This window comes from Pseudoalteromonas sp. 1_2015MBL_MicDiv, assembly GCF_002407505.1.
Taxonomy (GTDB): Bacteria; Pseudomonadota; Gammaproteobacteria; order Enterobacterales; family Alteromonadaceae; genus Pseudoalteromonas; species Pseudoalteromonas fuliginea.
Genome location: NZ_CP012737.1, coordinates 2,165,900 through 2,191,361 on the forward strand (window position 1 = coordinate 2,165,900; position 25,462 = coordinate 2,191,361).

At 38.2% G+C, this 25,462-nt stretch carries 19 protein-coding genes; 5 read left to right on the forward strand and 14 right to left on the reverse strand.

What is annotated here, in order from left to right:
- Positions 1 to 529 precede the first annotated feature (529 nt).
- From AOR04_RS09810 to AOR04_RS09840, 7 genes are all read right to left on the reverse strand, one after another.
- Complete coding sequence (locus AOR04_RS09810) at positions 530 to 1,897, reverse strand: hypothetical protein (protein WP_232525462.1); 1,368 nt, start codon at positions 1,895 to 1,897, stop codon at positions 530 to 532.
- 431 nt (positions 1,898 to 2,328) lie between these two features.
- Complete coding sequence (locus AOR04_RS09815) at positions 2,329 to 2,748, reverse strand: MAPEG family protein (protein ID WP_007375694.1); 420 nt, start codon at positions 2,746 to 2,748, stop codon at positions 2,329 to 2,331.
- A gap of 154 nt (positions 2,749 to 2,902) precedes the next feature.
- Positions 2,903 to 4,024, reverse strand: coding sequence for an ABC transporter permease (locus tag AOR04_RS09820; RefSeq protein ID WP_096793214.1), 1,122 nt, complete (start codon positions 4,022 to 4,024; stop codon positions 2,903 to 2,905).
- A gap of 2 nt (positions 4,025 to 4,026) precedes the next feature.
- On the reverse strand, positions 4,027 to 6,840 hold the full coding sequence (gene rbbA / locus AOR04_RS09825) for a ribosome-associated ATPase/putative transporter RbbA (protein ID WP_096793215.1): 2,814 nt from the start codon (positions 6,838 to 6,840) through the stop codon (positions 4,027 to 4,029).
- Positions 6,840 to 7,844 carry an HlyD family secretion protein gene (locus AOR04_RS09830; protein ID WP_096793216.1) on the reverse strand — a complete coding sequence of 335 codons (1,005 nt, stop codon included), beginning with the start codon at positions 7,842 to 7,844 and terminating at the stop codon, positions 6,840 to 6,842. The genes rbbA and AOR04_RS09830 overlap by 1 nt, the downstream gene beginning before the upstream one ends.
- A gap of 359 nt (positions 7,845 to 8,203) precedes the next feature.
- Positions 8,204 to 8,881, reverse strand: a complete 678-nt coding sequence (locus tag AOR04_RS09835) for a L,D-transpeptidase family protein (protein WP_007375690.1) — start codon at positions 8,879 to 8,881, stop codon at positions 8,204 to 8,206.
- Positions 8,882 to 8,928: 47 nt separating this feature from the next.
- Positions 8,929 to 10,044, reverse strand: a complete 1,116-nt coding sequence (locus tag AOR04_RS09840; protein ID WP_198402993.1) for an endonuclease/exonuclease/phosphatase family protein — start codon at positions 10,042 to 10,044, stop codon at positions 8,929 to 8,931.
- A 296-nt stretch (positions 10,045 to 10,340) separates the two neighbouring features.
- Here AOR04_RS09840 and AOR04_RS09845 point away from each other — a divergent pair, with 296 nt between their 5' ends.
- Positions 10,341 to 11,012, forward strand: coding sequence for a hypothetical protein (locus tag AOR04_RS09845; protein WP_096793217.1), 672 nt, complete (start codon positions 10,341 to 10,343; stop codon positions 11,010 to 11,012).
- 58 nt (positions 11,013 to 11,070) lie between these two features.
- Here the strand turns inward: AOR04_RS09845 and AOR04_RS09850 are convergent, their stop codons facing one another.
- Together AOR04_RS09850 and AOR04_RS09855 are read right to left on the reverse strand one after the other, a co-directional pair.
- Positions 11,071 to 11,778, reverse strand: coding sequence for a response regulator transcription factor (locus tag AOR04_RS09850; protein WP_033030387.1), 708 nt, complete (start codon positions 11,776 to 11,778; stop codon positions 11,071 to 11,073).
- 124 nt (positions 11,779 to 11,902) lie between these two features.
- The gene (locus AOR04_RS09855) at positions 11,903 to 13,507 is read right to left on the reverse strand and encodes an ATP-binding protein (RefSeq protein ID WP_096793218.1); all 1,605 of its coding nucleotides are present in this window, start codon (positions 13,505 to 13,507) and stop codon (positions 11,903 to 11,905) included.
- A gap of 258 nt (positions 13,508 to 13,765) precedes the next feature.
- On the opposite strand from AOR04_RS09855, the gene AOR04_RS09860 reads away from it, so the two are divergent.
- The 3 genes from AOR04_RS09860 (at position 13,766) to AOR04_RS09870 (ending at position 18,129) form a co-directional block, all read left to right on the forward strand.
- Positions 13,766 to 16,057 carry a peptidase U32 family protein gene (locus tag AOR04_RS09860; RefSeq protein ID WP_096793219.1) on the forward strand — a complete coding sequence of 764 codons (2,292 nt, stop codon included), beginning with the start codon at positions 13,766 to 13,768 and terminating at the stop codon, positions 16,055 to 16,057.
- Positions 16,058 to 16,070: 13 nt separating this feature from the next.
- Positions 16,071 to 16,730, forward strand: a complete 660-nt coding sequence (locus AOR04_RS09865; RefSeq protein ID WP_096793220.1) for a glutathione S-transferase — start codon at positions 16,071 to 16,073, stop codon at positions 16,728 to 16,730.
- A gap of 136 nt (positions 16,731 to 16,866) precedes the next feature.
- Positions 16,867 to 18,129: a valine--pyruvate transaminase gene (locus tag AOR04_RS09870; protein WP_096793221.1), complete on the forward strand. Its 1,263-nt coding sequence runs from the start codon at positions 16,867 to 16,869 to the stop codon at positions 18,127 to 18,129.
- Positions 18,130 to 18,218: 89 nt separating this feature from the next.
- On the opposite strand, the gene AOR04_RS09875 is transcribed toward AOR04_RS09870, so the two are convergent.
- Positions 18,219 to 18,689 (reverse strand): hypothetical protein, encoded by a 471-nt coding sequence (locus AOR04_RS09875; RefSeq protein ID WP_096793222.1) that lies wholly within the window; start codon positions 18,687 to 18,689, stop codon positions 18,219 to 18,221.
- Between AOR04_RS09875 and AOR04_RS09880 the strand changes: the two genes are divergently transcribed.
- Positions 18,674 to 19,864 (forward strand): PQQ-dependent sugar dehydrogenase, encoded by a 1,191-nt coding sequence (locus AOR04_RS09880; RefSeq protein WP_096793223.1) that lies wholly within the window; start codon positions 18,674 to 18,676, stop codon positions 19,862 to 19,864. The genes AOR04_RS09875 and AOR04_RS09880 overlap by 16 nt on opposite strands.
- A 111-nt stretch (positions 19,865 to 19,975) precedes the next feature.
- Here the strand turns inward: AOR04_RS09880 and AOR04_RS09885 are convergent, their stop codons facing one another.
- The 4 genes from AOR04_RS09885 to AOR04_RS09900 all read right to left on the reverse strand — a co-directional run bounded on the left by AOR04_RS09885 (position 19,976) and on the right by AOR04_RS09900 (position 25,029).
- On the reverse strand, positions 19,976 to 20,407 hold the full coding sequence (locus AOR04_RS09885; RefSeq protein WP_096793224.1) for a hypothetical protein: 432 nt from the start codon (positions 20,405 to 20,407) through the stop codon (positions 19,976 to 19,978).
- A gap of 239 nt (positions 20,408 to 20,646) precedes the next feature.
- The gene (locus AOR04_RS09890) at positions 20,647 to 21,825 is read right to left on the reverse strand and encodes an IS4 family transposase (protein WP_096793225.1); all 1,179 of its coding nucleotides are present in this window, start codon (positions 21,823 to 21,825) and stop codon (positions 20,647 to 20,649) included.
- Positions 21,826 to 22,581: 756 nt separating this feature from the next.
- Complete coding sequence (locus tag AOR04_RS09895) at positions 22,582 to 23,556, reverse strand: transposase (RefSeq protein ID WP_096793226.1); 975 nt, start codon at positions 23,554 to 23,556, stop codon at positions 22,582 to 22,584.
- Positions 23,557 to 24,411: 855 nt separating this feature from the next.
- Positions 24,412 to 25,029, reverse strand: a complete 618-nt coding sequence (locus tag AOR04_RS09900) for a rhomboid family intramembrane serine protease (RefSeq protein ID WP_232525463.1) — start codon at positions 25,027 to 25,029, stop codon at positions 24,412 to 24,414.
- Positions 25,030 to 25,462: the final 433 nt, after the last annotated feature.

Genomic DNA, 25,462 nt, shown 5'->3' on the forward strand with positions numbered 1-25,462 from the left:
TGACGCGTGAATTCGCCTTATTTTCACTGAAAACCTCAGGCTAGAGAAAATAAATTTAAACATCTTTATAATTCAATATATTAGTAAGTATCTTGACCAAAGTTCAGATTAATTAATCTCAAAAAATAAATACATCACCACCCCTCTATTTAATTAAAAATAAAAATCGGCATCTACTATTATCTTCATAAAAATAAATTTGTTCATAAATACTTTGTCGGCTTAATCATTAAGCTAACAGCTTTATGGCGCTAGCAGCGCTTGCTGATCTTTGAGGATTAAATTTGTTCAACTCAGGGGTAATTTAATTGCAGCGCGAGATTTGTAATCTAGTGGGCTGGGTAACTGCTGCCACGTCCTAATCACTCCTTACCTACAACAGGCAACTATGAAAGAAACCGTGGGCAGCCCGTGTGTTCTTTATGTATAGTTGTCACCTATTTAGGAGAATAGCCATACTACATAGGCTCTGCCTTGCCTAAATACCAAACACAGTGCTGTAAATTCAACCTCAAAAGATAAACAGGCGCTAGTGTGTATCAGCGTTATAAAATTTTATTTTCGCTTGATCTATTTCACTCGATGACAATCTTAATGTTTCGTATAATAATTCAAAATCAAAATCATTTTGTCCGTAAACAAATTTTAATATTGATTCTATTAATAACATTCGCTCATCTTGATCCGATATATCATTAGCAAGCTCTATAGCAAAAGGTAAATTACGTTCAAGAGATTTTTCGCCAACAAAACGTTTTGCATAACTAGCTTCATTACTCGGCATTAATGACTTCAGCCAATCACGTGCCATATCAGGATCATTTTCAATTAAACGAGAGCCAATATTGCTCATTACCCATTTTTTAGCAGAAACTGGCAGTGTGGGCGCTAAATCAATCAACATACCTAATTTATTATAAGGTATATCAATACTAAGGTTATTTAATAGCTTATCACGGAAAAAAGGATCTTCTTGCGCTAATGCCACGTCAAACGAACGACCTATATATTCCTCGTTAGTCGCCATATATTTCAGTAGTTGCACTATTCCTACATGCCTACTTGCTTCATCTTCAATACTATTAACCCAGTTCAAAGACTGTTCTAAATTTTCTGAAGCGAGTTTTTTTGTGTAAAATTTAATGGTCTCAAATTTTAATTGAGAGTTAGGCAATTCTGAAATTATATTTTCAGCATCATTTGGTTGCTGCTGTATTAATTGCATCAAAACAAAACCCATTAAATGCGCATACATATCTGGGCGTGGCTGTTGGCTAAACCACTCCATCACTGCGCCAGCATTTTCTCTACTCCATTGATTTAACAGTTTATCTATCACACCAGATTTAACGGCAGGGCTCAAAGAAAATCTAACGTCTTCAATGGCTGTAATGGGGCTCTCATCCATAAGCGAAGAGTATGCAACAGTGATTAAATCAACTTGAGTGCTATTATCAAATCCTTTATTTTGAATCCACTCAGACAAATTTTGTAGATCATATTGACCAATGACAGGAACAACACTATTTAGTAAGCGATTACGCATTATGGTATCCAGCCCAAGCATATGCTCTAAGGCTGATGGCCAATTTACCTTAATCCATGCCAAATAAAGAGGTTGCGTTGTTGCAAGTTTAATCTCTACCGTTTCATCACGTAATTCAATAAGAAGTAGTTCAATACAAATAGAAAACTCATCATTGACTTTCATATCGCTTAATTTCGTATCACAGCTATCAAACACAAATACCAAGTGCTGATCCGCCTTAGTTGAAACAAAGCGTGTTGTCTCTAAAGTAACTTCACTTTCGGGTGAGTCATCAGTATCAGAGGCATCTGGACTTAGCAAAAAAAACTCGGCACGTAGATAAAAAACAAATAGTGCGGCAATCGACAAAGCTAAAACTATTTTAATTTTAATAAGTGCCTCCTTATACCAATTTTAATACCGTAAATAATACGTTTTATGCAGGCCCTGTTCACCTCTTTGGATTAAATTTGCTCTATCTGAGACGATTTAATCACGACGTAAGATTTGTAACCTCGCGGGCTAAGTAAAAACCAAACAGCAAAAAGTAAATTGTCTGGATAATACATAAAGGTAGTGTAAATAATTTACTAAGATAGTTAGATATTGCCTGCCTATTTATCACGCGTCAATTAATATAATAAATACATTAAATTAACACAAAATACACACGATTAAAAATAGCCCTATCATTTTAATGGGACCCACTCCCTTTACAAAAAAAGCGAAGTAATTATAAAATCACTACGCTTTGATTATAGATATTGTGATGAACAATATTTATTACTTTAATAGATAAGCTATACAATTAACCTCAAACCAATCATCACTAGCATAACCACATTTGCAATCACACCAATTAAGAAGAAGTAACTACGCGGGCTTGGGTTTTTCTCTGTAGCTATAGCGTAGTACAGCACCATGTGAATTAAACGCGCAATTAAGTACACCCAAATACACATTGCAAATATTGGGCTTTGGTAATTAATTACAAATGCAAATAACACAGTACCTATAAATAATGCGCTGTTTTCAAGCGTATTATGAAATGTACGATGCGCCCTGAATATAAAGCTGTCGTGCGATAAATCTTCATCAATTTTACCTGGCACCGCATTGGGCTCTTTTGCTTTACTAAACGTAGCCACTGCCCATTGTACAACCAACATAATTAAATACAGGTAAAACGCTAAGTAAGCCGAAAGTGTAACTTCAGTCATTATTAAATCCCTCATTGTGTTTTTAATTGGTATTATCCAGCAAGTTTTAGGCCGCACTTAGTTTATTGATAAATATAAGTTTAATTTAGTAAAATTATTTATGAATGTAAGTAATTCCACCTTTTTATAAAAATTACCGACTAGATAAACCTTATTATCCAAACGCGACTGATTTACGAAACCGCGATAATGCAAATATAAAAAATACACTGCCGATTACGAATAAAGCCAAAAAGTAAGGCCAAACTACATCCCACCCCGCTCCTCTATATAAGATGGCTTGAGCAAACTTTACAAAATGAGTCGTAGGTGCAAATAACATAATATTTTGTACTATATCAGGCATGCTTTCGCGAGGGGTAACCCCGCCCGACAACATTTGCAATGGCAATAATATAAGGATCATCAGTAAGCCTAATTGCGGCATGGTACGCGCCTGCGTTCCTAATAATATTCCCAATGATGTTGTCGCAAATAAATGAATGGCGGCGCCCAATAAAAACAACGCTGCTGAGCCATGAATAGGCACTTGTAAAAAGCCTTCAATTACAATAAAAAGTGAAAAAGTGGTCAGTAATAAAATAACTAAACCATTGGCCCAAATTTTAGCAATTACAATTTCAAATGGCGTTAATGGCATTACTAATAAATGCTCCAGCGTACCGTGTTCACGCTCACGTATCACCGCAGCTCCGGTTAAAATAATCGAAATCATGGTAATAACGTTCATTAATTCCATCACACTGCCAAACCACACACTGGTCATATTGGGATTAAACATTATGTGCGCCGATTGCTTAATAGGCAGTGTGTATACCGATCGATAGCCTTGAACAAATTCATTAATTTCAGCACTAATAATTGTTTGAATATAATTATCACCAATAAATGCTTGCGACATACGTGTAGCGTCTATATTCACTTGTAATGTAGGTTGCTTACCTGCAAGAACGTCACGCTCAAAGTGTGGCGGAATATTTAGCACAAAGGTATAACTTCCGTTATCAAGCGAGGGATCCACTGCACTTAATGCAATAACGTCAGGCGTTTTAAAGTAAGGGTCGTAAAATGCATTAATTATACGCTTAGATAGTTGTGATTGATCGCCGTCAACAACTGCAATAGGTGCATTATTTAACTCAATGGAAGTTGCCGAAGACACAACATAAATTAATCCTGTAAAAGCAAAAAACACAAATAATAACAGCACTTTATCGCGCCATAAGCTACGCAGTTCTTTGATACCTAAATTAAGAATATTACTAAGGCATTGCATGGCTATTTATCCTGCTTTGGAAGTAAAAATACACTGGCTAACGTCAGCACTGGTATAAAAGTAAGCAAAGGTAAAAACTGCGCCGATAAATCAGAAAAATTAAGTGCTTTATTAAACACACCACGGCATGCTTCTAAAAAGTATGTAGTTGGAAATAGTTTTCCGATTATTGCAGGAAAGCCTTCTAAGGATGAAACGGGGTCAATCAACCCGCAAAAATTAACAGCAATCATCAATACAACCACAGTTGATGCCGCTAATGCCGATATTTGTGTCTTAGTAAAAGCCGAAATTAACAGCCCTAAACCAGTTGTTGCTGTTACATACAATAAAGCAGCCAAGCTCAACGCCCATAAACTTCCTTTTAGCGGAACACCAAATACAGTGACAGCTAGGGCAACTAAGCCAAAAAAACTTACCATACTAACTAAAATGTAAGGCAGTTGTTTACCAATAATAAATTCGAGTCGCGTAACCGGTGTAACATATAAATTAGTGATTGAACCTAATTCTTTTTCACGTACAACACCCAACGCCATTAATATTGCAGGAATAAACACTAACAAAAGTGGAATAACAGCAGGCACCATGGCCTCAATACTTTTAAAGTCTTGATTATAACGATAGCGTGATTCAATATTCGCCGGTACTAAATTGGGTATGACCCCATAAGTACGCAATGATAAGTCAGTTAGGTAACTGTAATACGAACTCGTCATATAACCCGATATAGTTTCTGCCCTAAAAGGCATTGAACCATCAATCCAAACTACAATTTCTGGCGTGCGCTCGCGTTTCAATTGCTGGCCAAAATTAGGTGGGATCTCAACGGCCACACTTAACTCGCCGCTGCGCATTCGTTTATCTAGCTCTGAAGGGCTTTTAATATCAGCTTTTTGTATGAAGTAGCGCGATCCGGCAATATTTTGAACGTAATCGCGACTCTCAGGGGTTTGATCTTGGTCCATCACCGCAAAGCTCAAATCTTCAACATCAAAGGTAATCCCATAACCTAAAATAAACATTAAAATAATTGAGCCTAACAGCGCAAAGGTTAAACGAATAGGATCGCGCCATAGCTCCAGCGTTTCGCGATGAGCATAGCCAAACAAGCGTAAAAAGCTAAAAGCGGTATTCGCTTTTTGTTTACCGATTGGCACCGTTTTAGGTTCACTTTCAGGTAACAACTCTGGCTCTTTAGCCATCGTTGTAGACAAAGCAGAACTCGCTTGAGACTCAAGCACCGCCTCTTCTAAATAAGCAATAAAGGCATCTTCGAGCGTATCTGCACTGCGCGCTTTGCAAAGTGCAGCGGGTGTATCACTGGCAAGTATTTTTCCTGCATGCATCAACGAAATTCTATCGCAGCGTGCGGCTTCATCCATAAAGTGAGTCGAAATAAAAATAGTAACGCCCTGCTCACGCGATAACTCAATAAGTAATTCCCAAAAGTCATCACGTGCAACAGGATCTACGCCCGAGGTAGGTTCATCAAGTATAAGCATTTCAGGGCTATGCACTACCGCAACCGCAAGCGATAAACGCTGGCGAATACCTAACGGTAAATCGACAGGAAAATCATCACGGTATTTTTTAAGGTTAAACCGTATAATTAATTCATTAACGCGCGGCGCAATTTGCTCTGTTGGCAAATGAAATAAGCGCGCATGCAACATCATATTTTGCTCAACGGTTAATTCATTATAAAGTGAAAATGCTTGCGACATAAATCCAACGCGCTTACGAGTTTCTATATTGTTAGCATCAACAACTTGACCAAATAACTTAGCTTCGCCACTGCTTGCCGGTTGAAGGCCTGTCAGCATTTTCATAGTTGTGGTTTTACCACAACCATTTGATCCCAAAAAGCCAAAAATCTCGCCTTGTTCAATACGTAAACTAACATTGTTAACCGCTGTAAAATCGCCATATATTTTACTAAGCGCTGTAGCCTGAATAGCGGCTTCATCAGTTTTTAGATTATTCTGACGAGGAGGAACCACAAGTACGTGATGATCATGACGCTTTTCTTCAGGTAGCAATGATATAAATGCTTCATCAAGGGATTTTTTCCCTGTTTGAGCCTTAATCTCCTCTGGGCTACCAGTACCTATAACTTTGCCATCGTCCATGGCGATTAGCCAATCAAAATCATCTGCCTCTTCCATATAAGCGGTCGCAACGAGCACACTCATACCATTATGCTGAGCGCGAATATGGTTAATCAATTGCCAAAATTGGCGACGAGAAAGCGGATCGACCCCCGTTGTTGGTTCATCCAAAATTAATAACTCAGGGTCATGAATTAACGCACAGCATAAACCGAGTTTTTGTTTCATACCGCCTGAGAGTTTTTCTGCAGGACGATCGGCAAACTCAGTGAGTCCAGTGCTTTTTAATAAGTTTTTGATTCGGTGCTGACGCTCTTTTTTTTCTTGCCCAAAAAGCCGACCAAAAAAATCAATATTTTCAAAAACAGAGAGTGTCGGGTATAAGTTTTTGCCTAATCCTTGTGGCATATAAGCAATACTTGGCGAAGTTGAAGTACGAAAGCGGCTACTACGCATATTGCCCCCTAACACTTCAACGTCACCATTTTGAACGGCACGTGCTCCTGCAATAAGTGCAAGCAAACTCGACTTACCTACGCCATCAGGGCCTATAAAACCCACCATACTGCCCGTAGGTAACTCCAGATTAATATTATCCAACGCTAAATTATTGCCATAGCGATGCGTAACCTGAGTAAGCTTAACCACACTAAAAGGCTTTTTAGCTTTGTTGCTCTGCTTTTTGCGATTGTTTTCATCAGCCATTATTCAGGCACTCTAACCTGCAACTGCATAGGCCAATTTTGCTCTGGTGCTAATAAAACATAAGCAAGTCCAGGCACGCCTGTTTTAACTTGTTCAATATGATCGTTTAATAATTTTGAATCTAGCTTCACTTTTACTCTAAACATCAGTTTGTCACGCTCGTTACGTGTTTCTACCGATTTAGGCGTAAATTGTGCTTGCGCTGATACAAAAGTAACTTTAGCGGGTAACGTGTATTGCGCAATTGCATCTATTACAATGCGTGCCTCAGAGCCTATTGTCACTTTGCCAGCTTGCGCTGTTGGCAAATAAATGCTCATGTACACATCGGTTAAATCAAGCAAAGAAAAAACCTTACCACCACTGCCAAGCACTTCACCTGGCTCTGCTAATCTATATAATATTCGGCCACTAATAGGCGCTTTAAGGGTGCTATCGGCAATATTACTTTGTAATCGCTCAATACGCGCTTGTGCTGCCTCTATTTCTGCATCCGACTGCACCACTTTTACATTTGCCGCTTTTAAAGCCGCTTGCGCTGTTGCAGCGCTTGTTCGTTGCTGATCAACTACTTCTTTTGAAATATGCCCTTGTTTGAGCAGTGCTACAGAGCGACGTAACTCGGTTTCTGCAAAAGTAAGTTCACTTTTATGTTGTTCTACAATTGCCAAAGCATATTTACGTGACTCAGTAGCAACACGTAACCCAGCATTAGCCTCACGTAATTGTGCATTTAAATCGTCAGTATCAATAACCGCCAATGTTTGACCGGCTTCGACCATGTCACCTTCTTGTGCTAAAACCTCAATCAAGCGCCCCGGCAATTTTGTTGCAATATCGTACTCGGTCGCTTCAATGCGGCCATTTCCATAGGCTACGCTCTCTGGCAATTGTTCAGATAGCAGTGCAGGTTGCTGAGTTTGCCAAACATACCAACCACCCCCACCCAATATGATCACAGCAGCGATTGTACTGAGAGATTTGAGTGTCGATTTAATCGTCATGCGGTAAAACTCCATGTATATAAAAGTAGGTAAATGTAGCCAGTCTTGGCCTATTTATAAGATTAGGCTAATACTGCACTATTTTTGGTATTAACTATCACTGTATGAGTTAATTGTAATATAGGTGTGACTCTACTTTGTTACTTCACGATAGTAGATTATTTTAATGAATTTTAAATGTCAGTATCCCTATTAATAATCTATCATTACCGCCGCTTATAAGCTTGATGCAGATCAAAAAACATTCAACTCAATAATAAAGATTTCAAATAAGCTAACAACCAATCAAAACGGTTAATATTTTTAAACGACAAAAAATATAATTAAACAGCCCGATTATTTACGTATATTTTTTACCATTAATATCTATTTTCGAACGTATACATTCCTTTATAAACTTCAACATTTGGTGGCTTTTTATAATTGTTAAAGTAATCGTAACCTTCTTTAAGGTTAAGCCAAAAAGGGTACCATTGGTTTGCTTTATGCTTTGATAAAACTTCATCCTCAAGCATAAACGGAAATGAATGAACCCTAAAAAAAGATTGCCCCGATTTTAACGCTGCAGCACCCAACGCGTAAATCTCATTTATATATTCATCAGTCATCGCATAACACCCAATAGAAACACAGTTGCCATGCACCATCAGTGCACTGCCAGTTCGGTTGTGTGTCCGGTCATATTTATTTGGAAAGCCCAAATTAAATGATAAGTGATAATTGCTCCAAGGATTAAGCCCACTAGCATCAACATAATAAAAGCCTTCAGGGCTTTGGTTGTCGCCTTCTTTTAATTTAGGGCCAAGATCACCTGAAAAAGTACAAATTTCATAATTTTTGAAGTGTATAAATGTGCCATCATCCGACTCCAGCCAGACTTCAAGAATACCTGGGTCTTTGAATATTCGAATAAATATAGGTGCACCATATTCAAGCCCTTTATCAGATAGTTGCTTTTTTAAAGTGGGTGCAACCATTGATATCGCTTTTTCAGAACGTGCACTGGTAGGAAATTCTGCAGCAAAAGAATTAAACATAAAAAAAACCAAGAATGTAATTAATTTCTTCATAATAAAAACACCCTTTAAGACCTTAATTTTAGTGTGATCAACACAACACCGTGGTCGGTGCTTAGATCGTCTCGATCATACTCGGGATTTATTAAGTGCCTGTCGTAAGTGTCATAACCACTGACTTCAAAAAAGCTGTCATCGTAACTAGCATCAAACTCACACGACAATAAAATGTAATCAAGCACAGAGCTGCTCGCGCCATAATAATGTGTTGCCGGTCTTAACGGTGCTGCCTTTGTTATGTTTATATTTTTTACTTGGCTGTTACTGCTATCACAATCGCTTTGTACATCGTTTGTTATTGCTTCATCGCTAATCACTTCATCATTACTTAGCTGCGACTTAACAAACAAATCCCATGAATCATTTAAACAATATTTAGCAAGGTAGGTTTTAGCGTCAAACGTAGGTGCAAAGCGTAGCGTACTCATCAGTAAATGACTTAATACACCATCCGCAAGTTCATTATTAAAGTCCCCCATTAATAGCATGGGTTGTTGCGTAGCTTCACGGCGAGTAATCATTTGTATCATTAGTAATGTAGCTTCACTGCCACGCTGAATCGTTGAGCCCCACCCACCCGCTACGTTCGCTTTTAAAATTTCAATTATGTTTTGCTCGGGTGTAAGCTCTTTATTATGCTCATCAACATTAATCATTGGGCGCTTAGATTTAAAATGCACCACGTAACAATCAGTATTGCCTATATGCGGCAAAGTAACGGTCGCTCTCAATACCTTACGACTAAAAGTAAACTCACTATTAAGGCCAAGCGTACTTGCAAGCTCGCTGTCATGCTCAACCGCTGCTACTTCAACTATGGGATATTTAGAGGCAATCGCTACTACTGGCCGTTTATAAATAAAATCATCAATCACCTCTGGCGTATCAACTACTGCAAAGTAATTATAGCCTTGCTCAGCAACTAGCTCTTTTAACGAATCAATACTAAACACTTCCTGAAAACCAATCACATCAGGGGCATGATCTGTTAAGTAATCAACAACCCAACGCTGCTTTTTAGCCCACTGCTGCGCGGTATAAATTTTCTCAAATTCATAGTATGCATTGGGCGGCTCAAGGTAGTTAAACAGGTTAAATGTGGCTATTTTTAGTTGGGTGTTCATGATTTCTGACTCAATGGCAGGAATAGAGTTTGCACTTTCTTGCGTACATAACGGGGGAAGATTACTGATAAAATTAGCCTGTATAAAATTAATAAAAATAAGAAGTAACCCACTGCGAAATTGATAAACACATAAAAAATTAACAGCTTCTTACAATTCATGACAATACCCGACAAGCCCTGAGAATTACATGTCTACTGATATGTTAGCCTTTGAGCTATAAATTTACGACTTAAATACCTCATTTCTAGAATCAGTTACTAAATGCAATAAAACTAAAAATTATGGAGATTATTATGAACACCAGTAATAAAGGACTACGTATTTCATTGTTGTTTGGCTTTGCAACTATTTTAAGTGGCTGTGGTGAAAGCTCAGATGAGCTAGATGATAAATTAACTCATGAGGCAAGAGTATCTTTTGTAAATTCACTAGACTACATGGCCGATCTTCATCTTAAAAAAAGGAACATTAGCACAGGTTATAGCGGCCTATTTGATAACGATACTATTATTTCAGCCGATGTAGCAAGTAACACAGTAAGCACAACTTATCGTTACAGCTATAAAGCAATTAACAATATGATCAATTTAGGTGTTAAAAACAGCATTACCACAAACCAAGAAGAGCGTATAACCAAAACTTTAAGCAATAACGATAACCTATGGGTTATTGCTTGGAAAGCATCGGGCGAACAAACTGTTTCGGTGCTTAATAAAAAGCAAAACAATAATGCAGACGTATTTAATGTACGTTTATTTGCTAACGGTAATTACACTGTTTTAATCGATAATACTAAAACAATAACCACTGAAAAAGGTAAAGTCACCGACTACTTAAGCGTTAACAGCTGCGCTAATGGTTTAAAAATTGCTGATAAATTTATTGATTTATGCACTGGTGATTTTGGCGCTTCTTATTTACTTATTGTTGATAAAAACGGTAAACGAGTAATGGCTGAGGAATAACATTTATAGCGCCTTAAATGCAGTAGCTTTAATATGCTACTGCTACAAACCCTATTATTTACCATGCACTTACAACAAACAAATACCCTTTTGAGCGTACCGTTTTAATTTTTAAAGAATTACGCGCATCATCGCCCAATTTTTTGCGTAACTGACTAATATGGTTATCTATACCACGTTCAATACCGTCATAATAATAACCTTTTAACTGTTCAACAATACTATTACGAGACAAAACCGTGCCAGCATTTTTAGCCAGCAATATTAAAAGGTCGTATTCACCATCGGTAAGTTGCACTGGCAAACCACCTAACGTAACCGTTCTATTGTGGGATGCGATAACGAGTTCTCCAAAGCTTATAAAACCTTTAGCTTGTGTGTTTATCCCTGCAGCTTGCATAGGTTGCTCACGCCTTAAAAACGCTTTAATTTTAGCAAGTAATAAACGAGGTTTTACCGGTTTGAGTAAGTAGTCATCTGCGCCAATTTCAAGCCCAACAATTTGATCAATTTCTTCTTCCCGTGCGGTAAACATAACAATATAACCATTGTACAAAGGCCTAACCTCACGACACACCGTTAAGCCATCTTTTTTGGGCAACATAACATCCAAAATAACTAATGCAGGTTGCCACTGTAGAATAGTTGTAACCGCATCCTCCCCATTAGCCGCTATTTTAACCTCATACCCTTCAAGCGTTAAATACTCATCAATAGACTCTGCCAACGGCAAATCGTCTTCTACAACTAAAATTTTTGGTTTCATAACGTATTCCATGTCATACCTATCGGCTTATATACAGGCTCTATTTAACGATTATAAGATTGATCTCTTACTAAGCAGAGTTATGTGTCTAATCATTTTAACTAATTGCAAACCTATCCGTGACTTACATGTTAGTAGGCCAACGCAAAATAAAACGTGCGCCACCTAAAGAAGACTCATCAACACTCGCCTCACCACCATGCCAATCTAATATTTGCTTCACAATAGCAAGGCCTAAACCGGTTCCGCCTGTTTGTAAATTACGACTTTCATCTTCTCTGTAAAATGCCTCAAATATCTTTCTTCGAGCTGAGTTAGCAACGCCATCGCCGTCATCCTCTACATATATTAACCAACCTTTCCCTACTTTTTGATAACTGATCTGAATAACATCTCGCCCATAAGCAATCGCATTTCGAATCAAATTACTTAAAGCTCGGCTCATATAAAACTTATCAAACAGTGCTTCACACTCAGCATTTTCAAGTAACGTAATTGTTTTTTTTGGGTTTGCTTCTTGCCAAACAATTAGCTCTTGTTTTATCCATTGATTAAGCTCAACGGTTTCTAATGCTAATGTTGGGGCTTCTCTATCAAAGCGAGCGTGGGTAAGCATTTCAGACACAAGTAAATTCAATTCATTTAGCGAAATTTCAATACGATCTAACTGCCCTACCTGATAGTCGTTTGTTGTACTGCCACGAAGTAATTCTAAGTTAAATTCGATACGCGCAATAGGTGTGCGTAACTCATGCGACACCGCATTAACCAAATTTTTATGTGAAGAAATTAAACGCTGTATTTTTTCGGCCATTATATTAAATGTTTTAGATAAGTTATTTAAATGACTAAAACGAATAAGCTTAGCCCGCGTTTCAAACTTACCTTGCCCAAGCAGCGCAGCAACCTTGTTAAGAGATCGCATAGAACGCCACCCAGGAATTAACCAAATAATAATAGGGATCAGTAAAAAAAAGCCGAATATAAAATAAAACACACTCAACATATACACAACTTTACTTTTTAGCTCAGGGCTAAATGGGCCTAGCACAATAACCTGATCGCTATTGCCAATACGTTGCATCACTATATCGGCGGGATACCCTATAAAATCAGAATCGGTTGATGATATAGAAACCATCACGCCCTGTTCTAATTCAGCCATTTGTTGCGATGTGTAATTTAATTCGCTCAAGGTTTTCATTATCACAGGATATGCAAATTCATGGCTTAGCGAATCAATAACCTGCGGCCACTCTTTTTTAGGGTACTGTATTAACCTATTATTAAGTAAATAAAAAGTGCCCATCATCCAACGCTGTGCTTCATTTACTAAATGCTTGGGCACAGAGTTTGGCTTAACAATAACTAAGAGCTGGCTGTCATCAATTTTTCGATAAACTAAATCAGCAAATGGGTCGCCTAAAATTTTATTTTCTGTAAGTAAGGTGTTTTGCTCGCTCGAAAAATCACTTTGATTATATGCTTGCAAAGAAAGCGCAAAGCCAAAATTAGCCTGTATATTGTTTAAATAAGCTAATCTGTCGTTTTTAGGTATACCTTTAAGTTGGTCGGCAAGTAAATCAGTAGAACCCGATGTTAAAAACTCTAACGCCCATTTTTCAGTGGGATGCCTCACCTTGTTTTCAAATTGCGGAATAATAAATAACTGAATACTCACCACTGAAGAGATAATAATAATTAGTAAAAAAAGTAGCGATTTTTTCATGTGTTATATGAGGTCAATAAGTAAACATAAACCTTATCATACATTTATATAAATACTATTGTTGATTACGTGAGCAATTGAGTTAAGTGTTAGCTGAATGCGTACCTATAAGCATACTTTACTATAGCAAAGTTTAAAGCTGCTCGTTTAAAAGCTTGATTCTACATTTTAAAATCATTATATCTCTCAATAAATAGCATTCATGCTACTAACCAGATAAAATTCGCGGCAATTAAATATGAGCGAAGTGAAGTTGTCATGAGTAGAAAGATTGAACTATTAGCCCCAGGCGGTGATGTAAACGCGGTAAAAGCCGCCATTGTAGCCGGTGCTAATGCGGTTTATTGTGGGTTAGATACCTTTAATGCACGTAACCGAGCGTCTAATCTTTCGTTTGATGAGCTTAACGGCGCACTTCGCTTGGCCCATGAATACGGCTGTGAAATATTTTTAACGCTAAATGTAGTTATATTAGAGCACGAAATGGGCGCGCTATTTAAGCTATTAAATCAGCTGGTAAATACCACGCTCGACGGCATTATTGTACAAGATTTAGGGTTGTTCAATATAGTTAAAAAGCACTTTCCTACTTTGCATATTCACGCATCAACGCAGTTAACTACGCATAACGAATCACAGGTTGAGTTTTTAGCGCGCATTGGCGCTACACGTGTAAATTTATCGCGCGAGCTTAACTTAACTGAAATTAAAATACTGACCGACGTAGCGCATAAATGCGACGTATTAACCGAAGTGTTTGTACACGGCGCATTATGTATTGCATTTTCAGGGCAATGTTATTCAAGCTCAGTGAGTGTAGGTAACTCGGGTAACCGTGGTCGCTGCTCGCAAGCGTGTCGTGATGAATACGAGCCAACGGCTATGGGTAACAAACACCCATTAAACTTAAAAGACAACTCAGCTTATTTTGATTTGCCGGAGCTGGTAGCCGCAGGTGTTGATTCGCTAAAAGTAGAGGGCCGAATTAAAGGTGCTAACTACGTACATACGGTTATTGATAGCTGGCGCAAACAGATAGACACTTTTGTGCAAACCGGTAACCTAATTGAAGACGACTCAAGCTTATACAAAGTATTTAACCGTAACTTTACTAATAAATTTTTAACCGGTGACATGACCAAAAACATGTTTACCGATAACCCGCGTGACCATAGTTTTGATCACGCTAACGAAAAAAACAACGCAATTTCGGTCGTGCAAATTTACGATGCACAGCAAGAGCTTTCTACCCAAAAAAGTGAAATTGATTCGTTAGTTAAAAAGAAAATTGAATTTTTAGATATTTCAAAACGCGAGCTTACATTAGAATTTACAGGGCGATTAAATCAGCCATTCACTGTAAACATAGTTATTGAAGATAAAAACGATATTACGCTTTCGAGTAAAAACGAAAAAGAGCCTCTACGCTTTGAAGTTCAATCGCAAATGCCTATGCAAACCGCCGATAAATCGGTTGTTGATATTGCTGCTATTGATAAACGCTTTAAAACCTTTAGTAATGCCAATTTTGAAATTAAAAATATGGATTACTCAAACTTAGGCAACAACTTAAGCATTCCGTTTAAAGAGCTAGCGCGCATTAAAAAGCAAGTCGCGTTTTTATTAAACGAAGGCAAAGACGTACTCGCGCCTGTTGAATTACCAAAACTAGTAAACCACGAAAAAGCAGAGAATAAAACAACACTCTCCATTTTAATATCGGACATAAAAGACGTTCACCTTTGTGATTTAACAGATGGCGATGTTTACTTTAAATTACCTGAGAGCTTTAGAACCGATAACGATAAATACATTAATGTATTTTTAGAGCACCCACAGTTAATTCCGTGGTTTCCGGCGGTGTTAATTGGTAAAGATTTTGAAGAAGCGGTACGTTTACTCGAGGTTGTAAAACCTAAGCTTATTATTAGTAACAACACAGGCGTAGCATTTAAAGCAGTGCAAATGGGCATTAACTGGATTGCAGGCCCATTATTAAACACCACAAACTCTTACGCGTTACTAACCCTACAAGAAGATTTAAACGCAAAAGGCGCGTTTATTTCAAACGAAATAAACAAACAGCAAATGCGTAGTATTAAACGCCCTAACAACTTTAAAGTGATGTACAGCATTTATCACCCAATACTAATGATGACCAGCCGACAGTGTTTTTTCCAGCAAACCGTTGGCTGTAAAAAACCACGCATTGACGCAAGCTGTATGTTGAGCTGTAAAAAAGAAACCACCGTTACCAATGTTAAAGGCATTAGCTTTGCTATTGATAAACAAAAAGGTGGCTACCCGAGCATTTATAACCATGAGCAATTTTTAAACATGGATATCGTAACCGATTACGCCGACAAGTTTGACGAGTTTATGATTGATTTAACCGACATTGGCTCAGGCGATAAAGAAAAGCTAGACAAAGCCGTGTTGCTTGCCCATTTTCAAGATTTAATTAGCGGGCAAACACACGCTGCTGATCAGTTAAATCACATGATAAAAGTAAAAACGCGTCAGCAATATGTTGAAGGCTTAAACAGCTAAGGTAAGTATTAAAATGACACTGCCATTATTATATTCATTACAACACTGCCCATACGCAATGCGTGCACGAATGGGTATTTTAATGGCAGAGCAACCCGTTTTACTACGCGCTATTAAAACTAAAAACAAGCCACCGCATCTTTTGCAAATATCGCCAAAAGGCACGGTGCCTGTTTTATTACTGCCGAATAATCAAGTTATAGATGAAAGCCTAGACATTATGCTCTGGGCTTTAAAGCAAAACGATCCGCATAATTTACTGCATACTCAAGACCCATTAGCACTTGAGCACATGCTTGAGTTAATTAAGCTAAACGACACGCAATTTAAACCCGTGCTCGAAAAGTACAAATTTTATGCGCGCACAAAAGACATGGCACACCTTTATTACCAAAAATTCTGCGAAGAGTTTATTAAGCAATTTGAAGCAAAACTAACCACGCATAAATACTTAATGGGCGATGAAAAAAGTCTAGCCGATTATGCCCTGCTGCCATTTATTAGGCAGTTTGCTCGCGTAGATAAACATTGGTACTTACAAAGTGAATACACGCATGTACGCGCATGGTTACACGAGTTTTTACACGCCGCTATGTTTACCAAAGTTATGACCAAATTTGATTTGTATATGGACTGCGGCGAAGAGTTTTTATACGGCGTTAAAAAACCTTAACTTAGCCTTTGTTTTATAAGGAATTACATTACTTTAACTAGCTGTAAATCTAAGCATTGAATTATTCTCATCATCGGATTTAAGCCCTATATTTACGCTATACTGCCCTCCCCATTATTAACAAACGCTATGCATTATGAACTACTCAAACTTTGGCACTAAATTTACACAACCCAACGGCATTACCCAATTAATGGAAGATTTAGGTGGTGCTAAAAACAGCAACAATCCTAATATTGTTATGCTCGGTGGCGGTAACCCCGCATTAGTGCCACAAGTAAATGAGGTTTTTTTAAGTGAATTACAAAAACTCGTTGCCAGCAATAAAGTATCGCAAGTATTTGGCCTTTACGATGGCCCAACCGGTAACGACGAGTTTAGAGCAGCATTAGCTGGCCAGCTAAGTAAAGAGTACGCATGGGATATTAGTGCCGATAATGTAGCACTTGGCAATGGCAGCCAAGCTAACTTTTTTGTGTTGTTTAATATGTTGGCAGGCGAAATGCCGGATGGCAGCCACAAAAAGATTTTATTTCCCCTTGCGCCAGAGTATATAGGTTATGCCGACCAAGGTTTATCGGCTGATATGTTTGTTGCCATAAAGCCTGATATCGAAATTTTAAATACAGGTAGCACATCAAAACAGTTTAAATACGTCATTGATTTTAAAGCGGTTGAAAACACATTAGCAAACGACAGCAGCATAAGCGCGCTGTGCGTATCACGCCCTACCAACCCAACAGGTAATGTAATTACTGACGATGAAGTAAAACACCTTGATTTGCTTGCTAAGCAATATGGTATTCCACTCATTATTGATAACGCATATGGCGATCCGTTCCCAGGTTGTATTTACACCGATGCAAACCTAACGTGGAACTCAAACATTATTTTATGTATGTCACTTTCAAAACTGGGCCTACCGGGTTTACGCAGCGGTATTGTGGTTGCCAATAATGAGATTATTAAAGCAATTGGCCGCGTAAACGGCAGCATGGTTTTATCGCCAAATAGTATTGGCCCAAGCTTAGTGACACGCTTAATTAACGACAACGAACTACTCCCACTGTGCCGCAACGTTGTACTGCCTTTTTATCGCAATAAAGCACACATAGCGATTGAGTTGTTTGATGAAGTATTTGCCGAACTACCTGTTTATTTACACAAAGTTGAAGGCGCATTTTTTATGTGGCTGTGGTTTAAAGATGCAAAAATAACAAGCGAGGTGTTATACCAACAACTTAAAGAGCAAGACGTGTATGTGATCCCAGGTCACAACTTTTTTATTGGTATTGACGACAGCTGGGCGCACAAGCACGAGTGTATTCGTATCAACTATGCTACCGATGCAGATACCCTAAAAAAAGGCTTAGAAGCGATTAAAGCAGTTATGGCGTGAATTTATAAAGCTGTGGTAAGAGTCTACTATCGTAGGCTTTAATCACATTTTATAAGCCCCCCCACTTACTATAAGGCCACTTAGCTTTATTAAGTAGAAGGTTGAGGCTCTTTTATTGCCTTATTTTTTAGGGCCTTAGTAAGCATCGCAAACACAAAGCCCCCTATTGCGCCTGCAAGCAGTTGAGCATAAAAACCCCAGCCTCTTGCGCCCGCTATAATATGAATATTCATAATTGATTCAATGGCAGTTAAAACAATAACAAACGCCACAATGCCAGCAATAACAAATAGCTGAGTACTGTATTTTTGAACCTTTTTGTTAAGCTTTACGGTAACAAAAAAAGCGATGGCAAGTGCTACGGCAATAATAGCGCCGTAGGTAGGTAATAAGCCTAACCAATCATCAAGCGTTAAACTAGCACGATCACTAAAGCCCACCACCACACCTACATTAACTAATTGATTGACAACGTATTGGCTATGAAACAAGCTAGCAAGTGTGAATGTAAGTAACCAAGAAACTAAAAATGAAGGCAATATACGTGTTAAAAACGACATGGTTATCTCAACTTAAAATAAAGCTTTTTTCTTATACTAGCCATGCTAGCAAAGGCTTGCCCCGTAAACAATGTATCTCTTTTTTTACTTTGCTTTCGCTTTTTTCGTTTTCTGTTAATGCAGATGTTGCGTTACCAAAGGAGCAATACAGTACAAAAACACTGGCTACGCAATTACAGTCTCCGTGGAGCATGGTTGAACTACCAAACGGCACGTGGTTAATTACAGAGCGTGATGGTCACGTCGTTATAGTTAAAAACAATGTGCAATCAAGAGTAAAATTAAACCTAACAGGTTTATACGTTGCAGGCCAAGGTGGTTTACTCGACATTGTATTATCACCAGATTATAACAACTCCAAAGAAGTTATTTTTACTTATGCCCAAGGTGATGCAAGCGCAAACAGGCTTGTTGTTGCCAAAGCCACGTTTAATGGTACTGACTTTTCAAAGCCTAACGTTATTTATAAAGTAGCGACTGATAAAAACACACCGCAACATTACGCAGGACGCGCCCTTGTCCTACCTGACAATACGTTATTAGTTTCAACAGGCGATGGGTTTGATTTTAGAGAGCAAGCACAGGTTATCATCAGCCAACTTGGTAAAATATTACGTATAAACCTAGATGGCACCATTCCAACAGATAACCCATTTATTAATCACAAAAACCTAAATGCACATGCTGTTTACTCACTTGGTCATCGTAACCCTCAAGGCTTAGTTTATGATTACGATACGCAGCAAATTGTAAGCCACGAACACGGCCCTGCAGGCGGTGACGAGCTAAACTACTTAAACGCTGGCACTAATTACGGCTGGCCGGTAATCACCTATGGCAAAGATTACTCGCAAGCGCGTATTTCACCATTTACCGAATATAAAGGCATGCAAAAACCAAGCGTTAATTGGACGCCATCAATAGCGCCATCAGGTATGGCGTATTACGGCTCTAAACATACCGCCTTCCCTTCATTACAACAACATTTGCTAATCACTACTCTCGTCGATAAAAAGCTCTACAGCGTTAATCTGGTAAGTGGTAAGTTTACGCAGTCTCACGTATTTCCTAAGGCTGCAGGCAGGTTAAGAGATGTGTTTATAACTGATAAAGGTAACGTCGCGGTATTAACAGACGGCAAAGAGGCAAAGCTAATGTTGATGACATCAAATTAATTCACAAAGGGAGTAAGAGCCGCTGCGCTTTTAGAGTAAGGTAGCGGCTTTATTACGTACTTAATAACGTTTTTAAGTTTTCAACTGCGTACCATATACTTACTGTGCTTGTTATTTACCCGATTCTAATTGCTGTTTCAATAACTCAATAAGTTGAGTGCTAAGCCCTGTAATTTCGGCCTCCAGCACCTTCACTTTAACTTGTGACTTTTCATCATCTTTACTGCGTAATAATGCAGTTTCCTGTAGTAATTTTTCAATTTTTTCTCGTATTTCAGCAATCTGTTCATCAAGAGGATCTCCTTCAGATTGTGATGCTTGATTTACATCTTCATTGCCTGATAACTTACGTAACGCCTCTCGATTTTGATCTTCCAGACTTTTTTCTTTTCCTTCTTCGGATATATCCACTTGGTCACTTTGAACAGCTACTTTGTGCACAGTCGCTTTTTCGGTTACTTCATCAGCTACCACCTTTAAAGTTTGTTTTTGCGGGTAAATTTCTAAAGGTTTAGAGTTTATGTGAACTGACATTTTATCCATTTTAATATTCCTTGTTCAGTCAATTATTGGTGAGAAGTAGTTAACTATAAATATAATGCTTTACCAAAAGCCAATTGTAATAGCCCTCGTTTGATTCTTTATTAGATTACACTCTACTCACAAGCTTGCCCATTGTTGTTTTAAACCAACAAGGTGAACAATACCAAAAGATAAACAAATAATAGAACTCCAAACCCAAAATTCAGGCGAACGCCCCATAGGGCTGAGGGATCCCCACTTTATCCAGCGGCCTCTTTTTGATAATTAAAAATAAAGTTTTTTAAACTTTTTTCTATATAGCTTTGTGTAATACGTCTCTTACATAGCTTTATGACTTGCTTGGCTAAGGTTAAAAATGAAAGAACTCGGCGATTCTTAACACTATTTGCTTGAAATTTTATATGCCACTTTCTTTTTTCTGCTTCACACCCTATAAACCATAACGCAGTGCTCGCTATTGTGGCTATCAAGCATAATATTCCTATTCTATTTATGCCGGTGCTTTTACTAAAACGCCACGAAAAACCATATCTCAAACTTTTGTCATCGCGGAAATTTTGCTCTATTTGCATTCTTTTACTATATAAACCAACTACTCGCTTACTCGTCATTGTATTGTCTGATGTCGCGAGTAACCATGGCTCTTTCGCTAAGTTTTGATACATTTTTGTATCTTTCGTAAATCTGCTTTTTCCTTTTCTTCCTTTATTTTTTCCATGATATACGTGTAAAAATGCATCGCATGCTGTCGGGCTGGACTGAGTTAGTCGTGCTTGACCTAACGCCTTTGGTATATCGCTGGCACCAGCCCTAAGTTGTTTTAATGTATGCCATTGTGATTGCATGGCTAGTTTACACTTCATTGAGCCTCTTAATCGACCTATCATATGCCAACCAAGTTCGCGTACTTTACTATACCAAGGCGTAAGAAAGCCGCCGTCTGTTACAATATAGACACTAGGATGTCGTCCAAGCACTTCATAAAGTTCATCTAAAAACAGGCTGTTGGTTGCTGGGCTATCAAAATTCTTCTGCTCAACAATCATGTTATAAATCACGATAGAGCGCCCATCCACAAGTAAGCTTGCTCGCAGTAAGTGATAGTCGTGACCACAGGCACCGCTCCAGTCAACGGCAATTGCAAGCATTGGTAAAGAGTCGATAATAGGATGAGCTAATGCTTTATAGATAGCGACCCTTTCATTGTAGAGGTGAGTATTTTTTAAGAAGCGAACAACGCGTTTTATTTTATGTTTTACATCCACAGCGCCAGACAAATTTCTGCCGATTTCAGTTAAGGTAAGTTTATTGCCCGAAATTAATGCATTACTGCAGCTTAGTAATGTTTTTACTCTGGCATTATTGAATGGCGCTAATGCATGTTTAAAGTACTTATGGCAAACTGATGTGTCAGGCATAGCAGTTGTGACTTATGTGGGTTGTGGTGATTTACATAAGATCATAAATTGCTGTGCCTGTCACGTTTTGGGGATTCGTCAGCCCATAGGGTTATTTATTAAAAAGAACCCTGCAACACCACGGGCTAAATAAATAAAAGTTATTAATACAAGAGCTAGGCGGATGAATGGAAGTTTAAAAATAACACCTGCAGCTGAAAATGCACACATTAAACTAGACAGCCACACATTAAACTAGACAGCCACTCCAATTGTAAACTAATCTAGCGCGCCACTAAATTTACTTTTTTGGGCTAAGAGTTCACCTCTTTTTATATCTTTACCCGCGCGTTACACATTAAATAAGCAATTATCACTGTTAAACCTAAATTACACGCATGAAAATGACTGCATAATGCAGTTGTGATTTATTACTGAATAATTTTACTGAGTAGTTTAAGTTTTATGCCAGTAGCTTTTCGCAGTTACTGATATTCGCTCGCCGCTTTCGCTTTAAGTTTTCACAATAACCTTCTTGTGAAGCACATTAAACTAGACAAGCACATTAAACTAGACAGCCACTCCAATTGTAAACTAATCTAGCGCGCCACTAAATTTACTTTTTGGGCTAAGAGTTCACCTCTTTTTATATCTTTACCCGCGCGTTACACATTAAATAAGCAATTATCACTGTTAAACCTAAATTACACGCATGAAAATGACTGCATAATGCAGTTGTGATTTATTACTGAATAGTTTTACTGAGTAGTTTAAGTTTTATGCCAGTAGCTTTTCGCAGTTACTGATATTCGCTCGCCGCTTTCGCTTTAAGTTTTCACAATAACCTTCTTGTGAGGCTGGCCTGCCGACTGCACCATGAAATACACGCGTAAATTGTGTGGTGAGTTTTAACCAGTTTTCTGGGGAGATATTAACTCTTTCGAGTAAGGGTAAGTGTGTACTTTCAATATAACCACGTTTGTATTCTCGTATACAGCGCCCTGTTAGCTCAACAAGTTCAAGGTACGATTTAAGCTCAAACGGCAGCCCTTTTGGCATAATTTGACGTGGCATGCCTGCAAAGCGCAGTAGTTGTTTTGGTTGCTTGCCATCCTTTGCATACGTTAAACGCTGTTTGATGCTGGTATGGTCTGACTCTTCTGGGGTGTTAGCCATTTTGGCTCTAATGGGGTTTAAATCAACATACGCCATGCAGGCCGCAAGGGCTGCTTCATCTAATAATGCTTGAGACGTAAATCGTCCCTCCCAAAAACGGCCAGTGCAGTTATCTTCTTTATTTGCTCTGCGAGCAATGTTTTCATTTAATAGCCGCATAAACCAGCTAATACTTGATAGGCGCTCGCGATATTGTTTTACTGTTTGATTAAAAAAGATAAGTTCAGCTTTACTTAGCTTTTCACCCTGTATGTATTTTTGCGTAAGTACAGTGCCTTTACACAGCTTGTGCCAGCGAATAACAATCGCTTTATCATTCAGCCGATTCGCTTTTTTGTCATCAACATACAACACTAAGTGCGTATGATTGCTCATGACAGCATAAGCACAGACGTCAATACAAAATACCTTGGCTAACTCAAGCAGTTTGTCTTCAACCCAGCCTCGTCGATGCTCGTTGGATTGACCTGTAAAGTGGTCTTCCCCACATAAAAATGCACGGCGTACGCAACGTGATATGCAATGGTAGTACTTTGTATCAACCAAACTTACTTGGCGCTTTCTTGCGATTGCCATAAGACACCCTGCTTATTTTTCACACTGATAAAAGCCTAGTACTTAGTTCACTAAACTGCAAAAAATAGGATGGGTGTCAGTTTATTGTGGTTCTTATTGATAAACAAACCATAGCTGAGTTCCTATTTTGGTTCAATCGATCACTGTATTTTATGCAGAATATAAAGTGGGAATTTGGTGTTGTCTTAATTGGCGTTTTGGACAGGATTACGGGTACTTGAGTGGCTTTTATTTAGGGTAAAAGCACTTAACCTTCTTAATATATAGTATTATTTTGCAGCTTTTTATTTAGAGGAAAGCAGGCGGTATACAGCCGAGTCGTTTACCATTCGTTAATAAATAGCTGTCGTCGACCTATGGGGCTGTCTATTTTCACTTTCATTTTATCTACATAGTTCAGCTTCTTACGTGATCCATTATTTATAATAATGCACTCTTCATGCTGTTTTTGTTGGCTTATTTCGTAATAATTAGTATGGGTGTCATCCTAACTTTTACGAGATTCAATCTCGTTTGGGTGAATATTTTTTAGGTCCCTTGGTACGAAGCTCATTAGGAGCATGGCGCATGATAATCATGACACCATAGCTCGAATATATGTCAGTACCTTTGCTTTTTAGCAAGCTTGTGACGCATCATTACTGCGAAATGGAATACATGATAATGAATAAAAGCACCAACTTAGATGTTTATACATCGGCTCGTCTTGACTTCAAGGGAGCGTCCATATATGTCACTGTTATCCTACATTGAGAGATATTTGGATCGGTATTCATTACGGGAGATGAACCGCCCATTGCGGACCCGCATGATGGGTGGTGTGGGGCTGGAGATTAGAGACCTCCGGCTACCCGATTAGCTTTCTGGTGCCACTTGAACGAGTTTCTGTTTAACATTATAGAAATAATAGATAGCCAGACCGAAACCAATAACAAAACTTAGAGAGTGCCCTGCTTTTGGATAACCTACGGATTTAAAATCTAAATATAACGCTGGTATAAGTGCAAAAACGATAGCACATAAGAATATATACCCTCGTTGAATTTTACTAAAAATCAAAAATAAGCCAAAACCTGCCAAGCCAAAAGCAGCTTGTGATGCACCTGTACCTACATTCCATGGTGGAGGTGTAAATTGAGTACTAAATAGTGTTCCAATAGAACCTGCAAAAAGCCAAATAATTAACATGTACTTAGAACCAACGGTTCGCTCAATAATAATACCCAAGAATAAAATAGATAATACATTGTAGATCATATGCTTTTGATGGACATGGATTAATTGAGAAGATACTAGCCTCCATATTTCAAGGTGCTTTATACCCTCTACAGTTAATCCACCAAAATTAGTAAGTTCCGTTATTCTTGATTTACCGAGGACCGAGCCACTAATTTGATAAGCGACATAAAACGATACGCAAACAGTAACTATGCATATTAAAAAGGTAACGACAGGTTTGTGATTAATCTGCATACTATTTCCGAAAGCTAACGTCATATAGAACACCACTTCGGGGGTTTATAACACCCCAAAACGGCGTATATTACATGGCTCAATAATTCCACTAAATAACTCTAATGTAAACAAGTAATTACGTATGTTATAAAATGCTCGTTGTTAAAATACACCAAAACGACTTTTAATAATGTTATTGGACAAAACACAGTCCATGCACACAGCGCATTTAAAGGTTGGTTATTATTTTATGAAATCTCTCTTTCTAACAACAATTAAAGGCCATGTGTATAGCAATCACTATTGTTACAAACTGCACAAAGAGCACTATTGAAGCTTATCTGTTTTGGATAACTGCCTATATCCGCTTTAATAATATTCAAACGCCCTAGATCTATGGGAGATACTCAAGTGAAGTTATGTTTAAACCATTTAGTAAATTCGCAAAATG

Bases quoted from the DNA above. Each gene is read 5' to 3' on its own strand.
- AOR04_RS09855 (WP_096793218.1), bottom strand. From the start codon at position 13,507: ATGAAAAAATCGCTACTTTTTTTACTAATTATTATTATCTCTTCAGTG.
- AOR04_RS09865 (WP_096793220.1), top strand. From the start codon at position 16,071: ATGACACTGCCATTATTATATTCATTACAACACTGCCCATACGCAATG.
- AOR04_RS09900 (WP_232525463.1), bottom strand. From the start codon at position 25,029: ATGCAGATTAATCACAAACCTGTCGTTACCTTTTTAATATGCATAGTT.
- AOR04_RS09830 (WP_096793216.1), bottom strand. From the start codon at position 7,844: ATGACGATTAAATCGACACTCAAATCTCTCAGTACAATCGCTGCTGTG.
- AOR04_RS09835 (WP_007375690.1), bottom strand. From the start codon at position 8,881: ATGTTTAATTCTTTTGCTGCAGAATTTCCTACCAGTGCACGTTCTGAA.
- AOR04_RS09860 (WP_096793219.1), top strand. From the start codon at position 13,766: ATGAGTAGAAAGATTGAACTATTAGCCCCAGGCGGTGATGTAAACGCG.
- AOR04_RS09850 (WP_033030387.1), bottom strand. From the start codon at position 11,778: ATGAAACCAAAAATTTTAGTTGTAGAAGACGATTTGCCGTTGGCAGAG.
- AOR04_RS09845 (WP_096793217.1), top strand. From the start codon at position 10,341: ATGAACACCAGTAATAAAGGACTACGTATTTCATTGTTGTTTGGCTTT.
- AOR04_RS09875 (WP_096793222.1), bottom strand. From the start codon at position 18,689: ATGTCGTTTTTAACACGTATATTGCCTTCATTTTTAGTTTCTTGGTTA.
- AOR04_RS09820 (WP_096793214.1), bottom strand. From the start codon at position 4,024: ATGCAATGCCTTAGTAATATTCTTAATTTAGGTATCAAAGAACTGCGT.
- AOR04_RS09895 (WP_096793226.1), bottom strand. From the start codon at position 23,556: ATGGCAATCGCAAGAAAGCGCCAAGTAAGTTTGGTTGATACAAAGTAC.
- rbbA (WP_096793215.1), bottom strand. From the start codon at position 6,840: ATGGCTGATGAAAACAATCGCAAAAAGCAGAGCAACAAAGCTAAAAAG.
- AOR04_RS09840 (WP_198402993.1), bottom strand. From the start codon at position 10,044: ATGAACACCCAACTAAAAATAGCCACATTTAACCTGTTTAACTACCTT.
- AOR04_RS09815 (WP_007375694.1), bottom strand. From the start codon at position 2,748: ATGACTGAAGTTACACTTTCGGCTTACTTAGCGTTTTACCTGTATTTA.
- AOR04_RS09870 (WP_096793221.1), top strand. From the start codon at position 16,867: ATGAACTACTCAAACTTTGGCACTAAATTTACACAACCCAACGGCATT.
- AOR04_RS09885 (WP_096793224.1), bottom strand. From the start codon at position 20,407: ATGGATAAAATGTCAGTTCACATAAACTCTAAACCTTTAGAAATTTAC.
- AOR04_RS09890 (WP_096793225.1), bottom strand. From the start codon at position 21,825: ATGCCTGACACATCAGTTTGCCATAAGTACTTTAAACATGCATTAGCG.